The sequence below is a fragment of the Microbacterium bovistercoris genome (assembly GCF_003387575.1).
Lineage (GTDB): Bacteria > Actinomycetota > Actinomycetes > Actinomycetales > Microbacteriaceae > Microbacterium > Microbacterium bovistercoris.
The window spans coordinates 69,247-81,961 of record NZ_QUAB01000047.1 but is presented as its reverse complement, the minus strand read 5'-3'; the positions used below and the strand labels follow the sequence as shown (position 1 = coordinate 81,961).

Annotated in this window: 10 protein-coding genes; 7 read left to right on the top strand and 3 right to left on the bottom strand. The window is 69.5% G+C overall.

Features of this window, described 5'->3' with window-relative positions; translation table 11 throughout:
- Positions 1 to 41: 41 nt before the first annotated feature.
- The 7 genes from DY023_RS15215 (at position 42) to DY023_RS15185 (ending at position 9,514) form a co-directional block, all read left to right on the top strand.
- A complete protein-coding gene (locus DY023_RS15215) occupies positions 42 to 986 on the top strand; it encodes a quinone oxidoreductase family protein (RefSeq protein WP_116243193.1) in 945 nt (314 codons plus the stop codon).
- A 78-nt stretch (positions 987 to 1,064) separates the two neighbouring features.
- Entirely contained in the window at positions 1,065 to 2,384 is a 1,320-nt protein-coding gene (locus DY023_RS15210; protein WP_116243192.1) for an O-acetylhomoserine aminocarboxypropyltransferase/cysteine synthase family protein, read from the top strand.
- Between the two features lie 157 nt (positions 2,385 to 2,541).
- A complete protein-coding gene (locus DY023_RS15205; protein ID WP_116243191.1) occupies positions 2,542 to 3,537 on the top strand; it encodes a Gfo/Idh/MocA family protein in 996 nt (331 codons plus the stop codon).
- Entirely contained in the window at positions 3,530 to 4,528 is a 999-nt protein-coding gene (locus tag DY023_RS15200; protein ID WP_116243190.1) for an NYN domain-containing protein, read from the top strand. Before DY023_RS15205 ends, DY023_RS15200 begins: the two co-directional genes overlap by 8 nt.
- A 108-nt stretch (positions 4,529 to 4,636) precedes the next feature.
- Positions 4,637 to 6,448: a glycoside hydrolase family 3 protein gene (locus DY023_RS15195; protein WP_116243189.1), complete on the top strand. Its 1,812-nt coding sequence runs from the start codon at positions 4,637 to 4,639 to the stop codon at positions 6,446 to 6,448.
- A 25-nt stretch (positions 6,449 to 6,473) separates the two neighbouring features.
- Positions 6,474 to 7,766: an exo-beta-N-acetylmuramidase NamZ family protein gene (locus DY023_RS15190; RefSeq protein ID WP_116243188.1), complete on the top strand. Its 1,293-nt coding sequence runs from the start codon at positions 6,474 to 6,476 to the stop codon at positions 7,764 to 7,766.
- Complete coding sequence (locus DY023_RS15185; RefSeq protein WP_220347336.1) at positions 7,763 to 9,514, top strand: serine hydrolase domain-containing protein; 1,752 nt, start codon at positions 7,763 to 7,765, stop codon at positions 9,512 to 9,514. The genes DY023_RS15190 and DY023_RS15185 overlap by 4 nt, the downstream gene beginning before the upstream one ends.
- Positions 9,515 to 9,562: 48 nt before the next feature.
- On the opposite strand, the gene DY023_RS15180 is transcribed toward DY023_RS15185, so the two are convergent.
- The 3 genes from DY023_RS15180 to DY023_RS15170 all read right to left on the bottom strand — a co-directional run bounded on the left by DY023_RS15180 (position 9,563) and on the right by DY023_RS15170 (position 12,709).
- Positions 9,563 to 10,570, bottom strand: coding sequence for a sugar phosphate isomerase/epimerase family protein (locus DY023_RS15180; protein WP_116243187.1), 1,008 nt, complete (start codon positions 10,568 to 10,570; stop codon positions 9,563 to 9,565).
- Between the two features lie 19 nt (positions 10,571 to 10,589).
- Positions 10,590 to 11,444, bottom strand: coding sequence for a sugar phosphate isomerase/epimerase family protein (locus tag DY023_RS15175; protein ID WP_116243186.1), 855 nt, complete (start codon positions 11,442 to 11,444; stop codon positions 10,590 to 10,592).
- 68 nt (positions 11,445 to 11,512) lie between these two features.
- Entirely contained in the window at positions 11,513 to 12,709 is a 1,197-nt protein-coding gene (locus tag DY023_RS15170; RefSeq protein WP_425453469.1) for a substrate-binding domain-containing protein, read from the bottom strand.
- Between the last annotated feature and the right edge of the window lie 6 nt (positions 12,710 to 12,715).

Sequence of the window (12,715 nt, the reverse complement as noted above, 5' to 3'; positions counted from 1 at the left end):
CTCAGCAGCTCCGTCGACGCGGGCCGCGTTAGCCTGACAGCATGGCTCGCGCGATCGTGTTCTCGGAAATCGGCTCACCTGACGTCCTGCAGCTCGTGGAGGTGCCGGATCCCGTCCCGGCGGACGGCGAGGTGGTCGTGCGCATCGAGGCGGCAGGGGTGAACCCGATCGACACCAAGCAGCGCGGCGGGGTGCGCCCGCTTCCGCCGCTCACCGAGCCGCGGCACGTCGGATTCGACGGTGCGGGCACGATCACCCAGGTCGGTCCGGGCGTGAGCGGCTTCGCAGTAGGAGACCGCGTGGCGATCCGCGACACGCTCGGAACCTACGCCACGCTGCTCGCCGTCCCCGTCGCGCATCTGGCGCATCTGCTCGACGGCGTCACGGCCGCGGAGGGTGCCGCCCTCGCGATCCCGGCCGGCACGGCGTATCAGGCGCTGCGGTCGCTCAGGGTCGCGAAGGGCGAGACGCTGCTCGTGCATGCGGGGTCCGGTGCGGTCGGCCAGGCCGCCATCCAGTACGCGGTGCTGTGGGGCGCGACGGTGGTCGCCACGGCGAGCCCGGCCCGGCACGACCGGCTGCGCGAGCTCGGAGCGATCCCGATCGCCTACGGCGACGGCCTCGAGCACCGCGTGCGCGAGGTCGCCCCGCAGGGCGTCGACGTCGCGCTGGACTGCGCCGGCACGGACGAGGCGATCCGCACGTCGCTCGCCGTCGTCGCAGACCGCGACCGCATCGCGACGATCGTCCGCGGACCGGATGCCGCATCCTTCGGCATCCACGCCTACTCGGGCGGCAGCCCGGACCCGCTGACCGAGGAGCAGCTGTCCTGGCGCGCCGAGGCGCTGCCGCTCACGATCAACCTCATCGTCGCCGGCCAGTTCTCGGTCGAGCTCGGCCCCGAGCTGCCGCTGGCCGAGGCGGTCCGCGCGCACGAGCTCGTCGAGGCCCACGCTGTGCAGGGCAAGATCGTCCTCATTCCCTGACTGCAACAGTCATTCCCGGGACTGCAACAGTTCGACACATGCCCGAGGCATGACGGGCCGATCTCCGAAGATGGGGGGATGACCTCTCCCGACGCCGTCGCCCCTGCCGCATCCTTCGCGACCGCACAGGTGCAGCACGGCTTCGAGCCCGGCGTGCACCACCGCACCGCGGTGCCCGCGATCCACCAGACGGCGGCATACGAGTTCGCGAGCCTGCAGGAGGCGGCCGACCTGTTCGCGCTGCGCAAGTCCGGCATCATCTACAGTCGCAACTCCAGCCCCACCCAGCTCATCCTCGAGGAGCGCGTGGCCGCGCTCGAAGGCGGGGTCAGCGCCGTCGCCGTGGCCTCCGGCCAGGCGGCCGTAGCCATCACCCTGCTCGCCCTCGCCGGCCGCGGCGGTCACATCGTCGCCGCGAACCAGCTCTACGGCGGCTCGGTCGATCTGCTGCAGGACACCCTCGACGACTTCGGCATCACGACGACGTTCGTCGACCAGGACGACGCGGATGCCTGGCGCGCAGCCGTCACCCCGCAGACGCGGGTGTTCTTCGCCGAATCCGTCGCCAACCCCATCGCCCAGGTGCTCGACATCCGCCTGGTCGCCGACATCGCGCACGATGCGGGCGTACCCCTCGTGATCGACAACACCGTCGGCACGCCCCACCTGATCCGACCGGGCGACCACGGCGCCGACTTCTCGGTGCACTCGGCGACGAAGTTCCTCGCCGGCCACGGCACCTCGCTCGGCGGTGTCGTCGTGGACCTCGGCAGCTTCGACTTCGGCGCTGAGCCCGAGAAGTGGCCGCAGTTCACCCGGTCCCAGCACCGCTTCGGCGATGTGGTGCCGTGGGAGAAGTTCGGCCGTGATCGGGCGTTCACCGTGCTCGCGAAGTCGAAGTACGTCAGCGATCTCGGGCCGGCGCTCTCCCCGTTCAACGCCTGGCAGATCCTGCAGGGCATCGAGACCCTCGACCTGCGCGTGTCTCGGCAGAGCTCCTCTGCGCTGAAGATCGCCGAGCACCTCGCCGCCCACCCCAAGGTCGCCGCTGTGCACCACCCCGGCCTCGCCGGAAACCCGTGGCACGAGCTCGCCGATCACTACCTGCCGCGTGGCGTGCCTTCGGTGTTCTCCTTCGATGTCGCACCCAGCGGAGACGAGGACGAGATCGAACGGGTCGCCCGCCTCATCGACGGTCTCGAGACCTTCCGCCTGGTGGCGAACATCGGCGACGCCCGCAGCATCGTCGCCCACCCGGCGTCGATGACCCATAACCACCTGAACGCCGAGCAGCGCGCAGCCGCCGGCATCTCGCTGGGCACCATCCGCGTGTCGGTCGGCCTGGAGGACCCCGCCGACCTCATCGCGGACCTCGAGCGCGCACTCGCGCTCCTCTGACTCGGGGTCCGGGGGTGTCGGGCTCCCGGACTCCGACCCTTCCGCTCTCCTCTCACTCATTCCCGGCTCCTGAGCGAGGAGCGCTGGGCGCCCCACACCCGGCTCCTGAGCGAGGAGCGCAGCGACGAGACGAAGGGCGCCCCGCTACGCTGAAGGCATGACCGGACTGCGCTGGGGAATCCTCGCCACCGGCGGCATCGCGACCGCCTTCACCTCCGACCTCCGCACCGCGGGCCTCGACGTCAGGGCGGTGGGATCCCGCTCGCAGCAGGCAGCGGACGCCTTCGCCGCGACGTTCGACATCCCGCATGCGCACGCCTCGTACGAGGCTCTCGTCGCCGACCCCGAGGTCGACATCGTCTACGTCTCGACTCCGCATCCGATGCACCACGCGAACGCGCGCCTCGCCCTCGAGAACGGCAAGCACGTACTGGTCGAGAAGGCGTTCACGGTGAACCGCGCCGAGGCGGAGGACCTGCAGGCTCTCGCAGCGGAGAAGGGTCTGCTCGTCATGGAGGCGATGTGGACCCGCTATCTGCCGCACATGGTGCGCATCCGCGAGATCCTCGCCGCCGGCACGCTGGGCGAGATCCGCGCGGTGATGGCCGACCACACCCAGAGCCTCCCGACCGACCCTGCGCACCGCATCAACGCGATCGAGCTCGGCGGGGGCGCTCTGCTGGACCTGGGCATCTACCCGATCTCGTTCATCTGGGACGTGCTCGGTGCGCCCACCGGCATCCAGGCGTCCGGGCGTCTTCTCGAGACCGGAGCGGACGCCGAGGTCGCGACCGTCATGACTCACGCGGGCGGCGCGATCTCGACGAGCCTGTCCTCCTCGCGCGCAGCCGGTCCCAACACGGCGGCGATCGTCGGCACGGATGCCAGGATCGACATCGACCGGGTGTTCTACTCGGCCACCTCGTTCCGCGTCACCGCCCCGGACGGCACGGTGCTCGAGGAGTACCGCACCGAGATCGACGGACGCGGCATGCAGTTCGAGGCGCTCGCCGCCGAGCGGCTGGTCGCCGAGGGAAACATCGCAGGCGACATCCTGCCCATCGCCGAGACGGTGGAGATCATGGGCGCGCTCGACGAGATCCGCCGCCAGATCGGGGTGCGCTATCCCGGAGAGGAGCCCGCAGATGGCTGACGAGACGGATGCCCGCGTCGCGGTCTATCTGGACTTCGACAACATCGTCATCTCCTGGTACGACCGGGTGCACGGCCGCAACGCCTACTCGAAGGACCGCCAGCGCATCGCAGAGGACCCGCACGACGCAGAGGTCGCCGAGCGACTGAGCCGCGCGGTCATCGACGTCGGCGCGATCATCGACTACGCCTCGTCGTTCGGCACCCTCGTGCTCACCCGCGCCTATGCGGACTGGTCGTCCCCGGTGAACGCCGACTATCGCAGCCAGCTGGTCGCCCGCGCGGTCGACCTCGTGCAGCTGTTCCCTGCCGCCGCGTATGCGAAGAACGGCGCCGACATCCGCCTCGCCGTCGACGCCGTCGAGGACATGTTCCGGCTGCCCGACCTCACCCACGTCGTGATCGTCGCCGGTGACAGCGACTACGTGCCGCTCGCCCAGCGCTGCAAGCGCCTCGGCCGGTACGTCATCGGCGTCGGCGTCGCCGGCTCCACGGCGAAGTCCCTCGCCGCGGCCTGCGACCAGTTCGAGTCCTACGACTCGCTTCCCGGCGTCGACCGGCTCATCATCGAGAAGCGCACCGCGAAGCCGCGCAACACCCCCAAGACGGATGCTGCGCAGCCCGCCGCCGCCGAAACATCCGATACAAAAGATTCCGCGCCGGAACCCACGCAGAAGCCCGCAGCGAAGCGCAGGAGCACGAAGAAGGCACCCGCCGCGCCGGTCGACGACGACATCGACCTCACCTCGGAGGAGCAGATCGAGGCATCCGCCCTGCTGATCCGCGCGCTGCGACTCGGTCACGACAAGGCCGACGCCGACGAGTGGCTGCACAGCTCGACGATCAAGACGCAGATGCGCCGGATGGACCCGTCATTCAGCGAGAAAGCGCTCGGATATCGATCCTTCTCCGACTTCTTGAAGTCGCGTGACGACATCGCCGAACTGTCCGAGACAGGGCATGAGCGACAGGTGCGCCTGAAGGGCGAATGATCGCCCGGAATTCGTCAACCCTCTGTTCAAAACGGATCGGAGAGGGATAGGCTGGCGACGCCCTGGGGTGGGCGAAGCTGGGGACGAAACTCGATGAGGAGTGACGTCATGCGAAACATATCTTTCAGGCGATCGGTGGCGACCGCCGCGACCGTCGCGCTCGCGGTCGGGCTCGGCCCTGTTGCCGCATCGGCCGCGGAGACTCCACCGCCGACAGCCGGGCAGTCGGCCGCGCACGCCGAGGACCGGGCACGGGAGTACGCCCGCAGCACCATGGCGTCGATGACGCTCGAGGAGAAGATCGGACAGCTCTTCATCCTCTTCGCCTACGGCCCGACCGCGACCAGCGAGGACGCGCGCAACACCGCGCTGTACGGCCAGCCCGACGCCGCACGCATCATCTCCGAGTACGAGCCCGGCGGCTTCATCCTGTTCTCCGCCCGCGACAACGTCACCGACCCGGTGCAGGTCGCGAACCTCTCGAACGGCCTGCAGGATGCCGCAGCGGATGCCGGAGCAGGCATCCCCCTCCTCGTCAGCACCGACCAGGAGCAGGGGCTCGTCACCCGCATCGGCTCCCCCGCCACGCTGTTCCCGGGCAACATGGCACTCGGAGCGGGAGGCAGCACGAAGGACACCCGCAAGGCGGCCGCCATCACCGGTCAGGAGCTGCTGGCGATGGGCATCCAGCAGAACAACGCCCCCGACGCCGACGTCAACGTCAACCCCGACAACCCCGTGATCGGCGTCCGCAGCTTCTCCTCCGACCCGACCCTCGTCTCGCAGCTGACCGCCGCCGCCGTGCAGGGCTACCAGGACGACGCCGGCATCATCGCGACGGCCAAGCACTTCCCCGGCCACGGCGACACCGCCACCGACTCCCACACCGGTCTGCCGGTCATCACCCACACGCTCGAGGAGTGGCAGCAGATCGACGCGCCGCCTTTCCAGGCCGCGATCGCCGCGGGCGTCGACTCGATCATGACCGCGCACATCGTGGTGCCTGCACTCGATGACAGCGGCGACCCGGCCACGCTCTCGAAGAAGATCGTCACCGGTCAGCTGCGCGAGGCGCTCGGCTTCGACGGCGTGATCGTCACCGACGGTCTGGAGATGGCCGCCGTGCGGCAGAAGTACGGCGACGGCGAGGTCGCGGTGCGCGCCCTCGAGGCCGGCGTCGACCAGCTGCTGCTCCCCGCCGCTCCGCAGGAGGCGTACCAGGCCGTCGAGGACGCCCTGGCGTCCGGCCGTCTCACCGAGCAGCGCATCGACGAGTCGGTGCAGCGCGTCCTGGTGATGAAGTACGACCAGGGCGTGACGAAGCACCCGAAGGTCGACGTCGGCAAGGTGCTCGACAAGGTCGGCAAGCAGTCCAGCCTGCGCGCGGCCGAGAAGATCACCGACCGCACCACCACGCTGGTCCGCAACGAGAACGGCGCCCTGCCCGTGTCCGTCACCGGAGAGAAGGTGCTCGTCACCGGCTACGGCGTCGTCACCGGCCAGACGCTCGCCGACCAGCTCACCGCGCGCGGCGCGCAGGCGACCGCCCTGTCGACGGGCACCGCCCCGACGCAGGCGCAGATCGATCAGGCCGTCGCCGCCGCCCAGGCCAGCGACGTCACGGTCGTGCTCACCAACGGCGTGACCGCCACGAGCAGGCAGAAGGCCCTGGTCGCCGCACTGGACGCCACCGACACGCACCTGGTCGTGGTGGGCGTGCGCAACCCGTACGACATCAACCAGCTCGGCGCCGTGGACAACTTCATCGCGACGTACTCGTACGCCACCCCCGCGCTCGCCTCGCTGGCGAAGGTCATCACCGGGGAGATCAGCCCGGCAGGCAAGCTGCCGGTCGACATCTTCTCGGGCGACGACCCGACGAAGGTGCTGTACCCGTTCGGCCATGGACTCACCTGGTGACCGCGGAAAGATGAGGAGCGAAGACATGAACATCAGCAGGCGAGGACTGTTCGGCGCCGCCGGCGTGGCAGCGGCGACCGCCGCGAGCGTCGCGGCCGCGGGGTCGGCGACGGCTGCCACCGCGGCCGCCGGGAACGGCGGCCGACGCATCCGCACGGGTGCCGACATCGCGGCGTCCGACAAGTGGCGCGTGTTCGCCGGCCGCAAGGTCGGTGTGATCACCAATCCCACAGGCGTGCTGGAGGACTTCACCAGCATCGTCGACGACATGGTCGCCCACGGCGTCGACCTGAGGGCGGTGTTCGGACCCGAGCACGGGTTCCGCGGCACGGCCCAGGCGGGTGAGGCCGAGGAGACGTCCGTCGACCCGCGCACCGGCGTCACGGTGTACGACGCGTACGGGGCGACGGCCACGAAGCTGGCCGGCTTCTTCACCACCGCCGGCATCGACACCGTCGTCTTCGACATCCGGGACGTGGGTGCGCGCTTCTACACCTACATCTGGACGATGTGGACGGCGATGCAGGCGGCGTCGAAGGTCGGCGGGGTGCGCTTCGTCGTGCTGGACCGGCCGAACCCGCTCGGCGGGCGGGCTCGCGGCCCGGTGCTGCAGCAGGGGTACACCTCGGGTGTGGGACTGCTCGAGATCTCGCAGCAGCACGGCATGACCGTCGGCGAGCTGGCGCTGTTCTTCAACGCGACCTTCATGGAGCGCGCCGGCGTCGCGAAGCTGGACGATCTGCAGGTCGTGCAGGCCGCCGGCTGGCGGCGCGAGATGGTCGGCCCGGATCAGGCCGACCGCTGGATCCCGCCGTCGCCGAACATGCCCACTCCGCAGACGGCGACGCTGTACCCGGGCACCGGGATGGTCGAGGCGACGAACTGGTCGGAGGGCCGAGGCACCACCCGCCCCTTCGAGCTGATCGGCGCGCCGTACATCGACTACCGGTGGGCCCAGGCGCTGAACGCGAAGAAGCTGGCGGGTGTGGAGTTCCGCGAGGCGTACTTCACGCCGACGTTCTCGAAGAACGCGAACGTCGTGTGCGCCGGTGTGCAGGTGCACATCCTGGATGCCGAGAAGGTCGACGCGATCACGGTCGCCACGCACATGCTCGTCGAGGCCCGGCGGCTCTACCCCGAGTTCGATTGGCGCGGTGACGGCGGGCGGTGGATCGGGCTGCTCACCGGCTCCGGCAGGTTCCAGCAGCAGCTCGAGGCCGGGGCTTCGGCAGAGGAGATCGTCGCGGCCTGGCAGCCGGAGCTGCAGAAGTTCCGCGACGACACCGAACCGTTCCTGCTGTACGGGGGACCGCGATGATGCGCCGTACCGGCCGGACTGCGCTCGCGGCGCTCGCCACCGCCGGACTGCTAGCGACCGGTTCGCTGACGCCGGCGTTCGCGGATACCGCGGGGCAGGGCCGCACCGGGCAGTTCGACGCGCCCTTCGCGGGGTTCATGAAGAGCAGCACGACACTGCACGACAGCACGCCCGAGGCGCTCGGTCTCGACCCGGCGCCGATCGATGCGGCGTGGCAAGCCATCGATGGCTACGCCACGCCCGCCGATCCGAAGGTGAAGCCGATGTACGCCTCGGCGGTCGGCGTGATGGGCCACCAGGGCCGCGTCGTCAGCGAGCACGCCACCGGCTACTCGCTGCTCTACGCGGATGCCACGACGAAGCTGCCCGAGGACCAGCGCATCGCGGCGACGCAGGACACCATCTACGACATGGCGTCGGTGAGCAAGCTGTTCACGTCGATCGTGATCATGCAGCTGGTCGAGAAGGGCCTCGTCGATCTGGACGCGACCTACGGCAGCTACCTGCCGGAGTTCGCTAACGGCGGCAAGGAGACCATCACGATCCGGCAGATGCTCACGCACACGTCGGGTCTGGTGTCGTGGCTGCCGCTGTGGAGCGCTTACCCCGACAAGGCGTCGCGCATCCAGGCCGTGATGGACGTGCCGGTGAAGAACCCGCCGGGAACGGTCTACGAGTACTCCGACCTGAACCTCATCGCGCTCGGCGTGCTTGCCGAGCGACTGACCGGTGAGTCGCTCGACACGCTGGTCGCGGAGGGCATCACCGATCCGCTGAAGATGGTCGACACCGGGTACAACCCGGATGAGAGCCTGAAGCCGCGCATCGCCGCCACCGAGTATCAGGCCTCCCCCGCCCGCGGGATGGTCTGGGGCTCGGTGCACGACGAGAACGCGTGGAGCCTGGGCGGTGTGGCCGGCCACGCCGGCATCTTCTCCACCGCTCACGACATGGCGATCCTCGCGCAGACGATGCTGAACGGCGGCGTCTACGACGGACAGCGCGTCCTGTCGGAGGCATCCGTGCAGGCGATGATCACCGACGAGAACACCGAGTTCCCGGGTGATTCGCACGGGCTGGGCTTCGAGTTGAACCAGCTCTGGTACATGAGCGGGCTCGCGGCGGGGTCGACGGCGGGGCACACCGGGTACACCGGCACCTCCCTCGTGATCGACTTCACCTCGCGCTCCTTCGCGGTGCTGCTGACGAACAGAGTGCACCCGAGCCGCAGCTGGGGCTCGAACAACCCGTCGCGCCGGGCGATCGCGCAGGGCCTCGCGGAGGCCATGGCGGTCTCCCCGCAGAAGGGCAGGACGGAGTGGTTCAGCGGGACCGATGATGCCGCGGAGCACACGCTCTCGGTGGCCGTGCCGGCGGGTGGTGACATGTCGCTGTCGTTCGACGTGTTCGCCGACCTGGAGTCGACTGACGTGTTCGCGCTGGAGGCGTCGTCGGACGGCGGGACGACCTGGTCGCTCGTGCCGTACACGGTGCGCTTCGGCGATCGCACCGTCGAGACCGACGGCACGTTCGACAATCAGGGGCATCGGGACTGGGGCAAGGCGAACGCGGTCCTGCCCGACGGGACCGACACGGTGCGCTGGCGGTACACGACCGACGCCAACACGCAGGGCCGCGGCGCGTTCGTCGACGGGGTGAAGCTGCGCGACGGACACCGGGTCGTCCTGAACGGTGAGGCGGATGCTGCGGCGTTCACCGCCGACGGGTTCACGGAGGTGACCCGCTGATCGGCTGATCCGCTTGCCTGAGGGGATGCACCGTTGCGGTGCATCCCCTCACTGGTTCGAGAACGCCGCGTCGAAGGACGCCTCGGGCTTCGGCCAGAGCAGCGACCGCACGTACTGCACCGCCTGCGCTGCACCGTGCAGCCGGTCCATCCCGGCATCCTCCCACTCGATCGAGATCGGGCCGGTGTAACCGATCGCGTCCAGGGCGCGGAACGAGTCCTCCCAGGGGACGTCTCCGTGGCCTGTCGAGACGAAGTCCCAGCCCCGCCGCGGGTCACCCCACGGAAGGTGCGAGCCCAGCACCCCGGCACGGCCGTTCTGCGGCCGCATCCGAGTGTCCTTGCAGTCCACGTGATAGATGCGGTCCTGGAAGTCCCAGATGAACCCGACCGGGTCGATGTTCTGCCACATCATGTGCGAGGGATCCCAGTTGAAGCCGAACGCCCTGCGGTGATCGATCGCCTCCAGCGCCCGCACCGAGCTCCAGTAGTCATAGGCGATCTCGGACGGATGCACCTCGTGCGCGAACCGCACGCCCTCACCGTCGAAGACGTCGAGGATCGGATGCCAGCGCGCCGCGAAGTCCTCGAACCCCGCCTCGATCACCGAAGCGGGCACGGGCGGGAACATCGCCACATAGGGCCAGATCGACGACCCGGTGAAGCCGACCACGGTGTCAACGCCGAGCTTGCGGGCCACCCGGGCGGCGCGCTGCATGTCCTCGGCGGCGCGCTGCCGCACGCCCTCCGCCTCGCCGTCGCCCCACACGTAGTCGCGCAGGATCGCCTGATGCCGGAAGTCGATCGGCGCATCGCAGACCGCTTGACCTGCGAGGTGGTTCGAGATGGCGAACACCCGCAGTCCGTGCCGGTCGAGGATCTCCAGACGGGAGGCGACGTAGGCGTCGTCCTCATCGGCGCGCTTCAGGTCGAGATGATCACCGGATGCTGCGATCTCCAGACCGTCGTAGCCCCAGGAGGCGGCCAGCCGCGCGACATCCTCGAACGGCAGGTCGGCCCACTGGCCGGTGAACAGGGTGACGGGGTGCGTGCTCATGAACTCTCCTTCGAATCCGTCATGCCGCGCCGAGCGCTCGCAGCGCCCGGATGCTGCGCGCGGCCAGGTCGTCCTGCGAGGCGGCGAGCGGGCGCCAGACCGAGGCGGCCACGGCGATCGTCGCGTTCTCGCCGGTGAAGCTCTCCAGGCCGAGTATGCCGGTGTAGCCGGCGTCGTCCAAGGCCTGCAGCATCGCCGGCCAGTCGGTGTGGTCGTCGCCCACGGCGCCGCGGTCGCTGCCGCAGACCTGCACATGTGCGATCGCGGATCCGGCGGCGCGCACGGCATCCGCGGGTCGCTTCTCCTCGATGTTCAGGTGGTACGTGTCCAGCGCGAGGCCGACACCGGAGCCGAGCAGCGGCTCCAGTGCATCGAGCGCCTGATCGACGGTGTTGAGCACGCTCGTCTCGTAGCGGTTCAGCGGTTCGACGGCCAGCGTCGCGCCCGCCACGCCTGCGGCCTCGCCGAGAGGCGCGAGGTTCTCGCGCAGTTCAGCGATGACGGCGGCGCGCTCACCGGCATCCATCCGCCAGGCCATGCCGGTGGGCGCGTAGAACGGACCAGCCACGATCGGCGACCCGAGCACCTCCGCGGCACGCACGCACGCCAGGAGGTACTCCCGCGTGGCCTGGACGTCGCCCGCTCGCCCGATGAGCGAGCGCCCGGGTCCCATCGCCCCGACCACCGCGGCGCCGAGTCCCAGGCCGTCGAGCACGTCCCTCGCCCGGACCGGATCCCAGTCGCCCGGGTTCTCCAGCGGGAGCTCCAACGAGCCATAGCCGAGTGCCGCCGCCTTTCGGGCGAGCTGCTCCAGGGAGTCATCCGTGAGCGGTGAGGTCCACACCCAGGTGTTGACGGCGATGGTGCGCCGCATCCGAGCTCCTTCCGGTGGGTGCGGCGACCGGGGACTCGCCCCGGCCGCCGCACGTTCAGGGTCCCTGCTTACGGGATGACCCGCTTCTGCCAGACGTCCGGATAGCCCGGCAGATTCTCCCCGCCGAACTTCGCGTAGTGGCCGTCAGGCATCCCCTCGTTCGCCGCGAGGTACTCGTCGAGCTCCGCGACGGTGATCGGGCTCTGCGGGAGCACCCACTCCTGCGGCACCTCCTCACCGGCGAAGATCTTCTGCGCGGCGAGCAGAGGCGTGCGCCACTGGAAGTTCGAGTACACCGGCGCCAGCCCGGTCAGCCCCGTCTCCTTCCACTTGCGCAGGAAGCTCATCTCGTCCTCACCGGTCATCACGGGGTAGTCGACCCCGGCGTCCTCGAAGGCCTCGATCGCCGCGACCGCACCGTCACCGGCATCCATCCAGATGCCGTCGACATCGCCCTTGGCGAGCTCGTCGCTGATGATGCTCTTGATCTCTGCCGGGTCGGCGCCGGTGAAGTGGTCGACCGCCTCGATCCCCGCCTCGTCGAACAGCTTCTTCGCGCCGGCCCAGCGCTGCTCGAGCACGTCGACACCGGGGAGGATGCGCAGACCCACCACCTTGTCGCCCTCCTCGAGGTTCTCGATGAGGAACTCAGCGGTGTCGATGCCCCACGCGAACCCGCCGATGGGGTGGATGAACGTCACGGGGCAGTCGGTGTTCACGCCGCGGTCGAACACGATCACGGGCTTGCCCGTCTCGCAGGCGCGCTCGACGGCCGGTGTCATCGCGGCCGTGCTGTTCGGCGAGATGAGGAAGACGTCGCAGTCGCCGTCGGAGATGAAGTAGTCGATGTCGGCGATCTGGGTGTCGTCGGAGTCCTGCGCATCGCGGGTCTCCATCGAGCTGATGGCCCCGGCCTCCTGCAGCACCTTCAGCTGCTCGTTCATCGTGATCCACCCGGTCTGCCGCCAGGGGTTCGAGATCGAGGCGTTCGCGAAGCAGGCCTTCTTCGCGCCCTCGCTCTTGTACTCGGAGGTGTCGACCATCTCCGCGTTGATGTACTGCAGGTAGGGCTCGTCCTCCGGCCCGTCCGGCACGACGTCGCGCTCGGCGTCCTGCTTGTCGAACAGCTCCTGGTCGAACCACTCGCTCGCTTCGGACGAGTCGCCCGGTTCCTCGGACTTCGGCGGCGCCACGGACGGGTCGGTGGTGCACCCGGCGAGCGCGATGAGTCCGAAGACGGCCACCGCTGCGGTGGCGATCTTCATTGATCG

Coding starts and splice junctions, on each gene's coding strand:
- DY023_RS15205 (WP_116243191.1), top strand. CDS start 2,542: ATGACCGGACTGCGCTGGGGAATCCTCGCCACCGGCGGCATCGCGACC.
- DY023_RS15215 (WP_116243193.1), top strand. CDS start 42: ATGGCTCGCGCGATCGTGTTCTCGGAAATCGGCTCACCTGACGTCCTG.
- DY023_RS15190 (WP_116243188.1), top strand. CDS start 6,474: ATGAACATCAGCAGGCGAGGACTGTTCGGCGCCGCCGGCGTGGCAGCG.
- DY023_RS15170 (WP_425453469.1), bottom strand. CDS start 12,709: ATGAAGATCGCCACCGCAGCGGTGGCCGTCTTCGGACTCATCGCGCTC.
- DY023_RS15200 (WP_116243190.1), top strand. CDS start 3,530: ATGGCTGACGAGACGGATGCCCGCGTCGCGGTCTATCTGGACTTCGAC.
- DY023_RS15180 (WP_116243187.1), bottom strand. CDS start 10,570: ATGAGCACGCACCCCGTCACCCTGTTCACCGGCCAGTGGGCCGACCTG.
- DY023_RS15185 (WP_220347336.1), top strand. CDS start 7,763: ATGATGCGCCGTACCGGCCGGACTGCGCTCGCGGCGCTCGCCACCGCC.
- DY023_RS15210 (WP_116243192.1), top strand. CDS start 1,065: ATGACCTCTCCCGACGCCGTCGCCCCTGCCGCATCCTTCGCGACCGCA.
- DY023_RS15195 (WP_116243189.1), top strand. CDS start 4,637: ATGCGAAACATATCTTTCAGGCGATCGGTGGCGACCGCCGCGACCGTC.
- DY023_RS15175 (WP_116243186.1), bottom strand. CDS start 11,444: ATGCGGCGCACCATCGCCGTCAACACCTGGGTGTGGACCTCACCGCTC.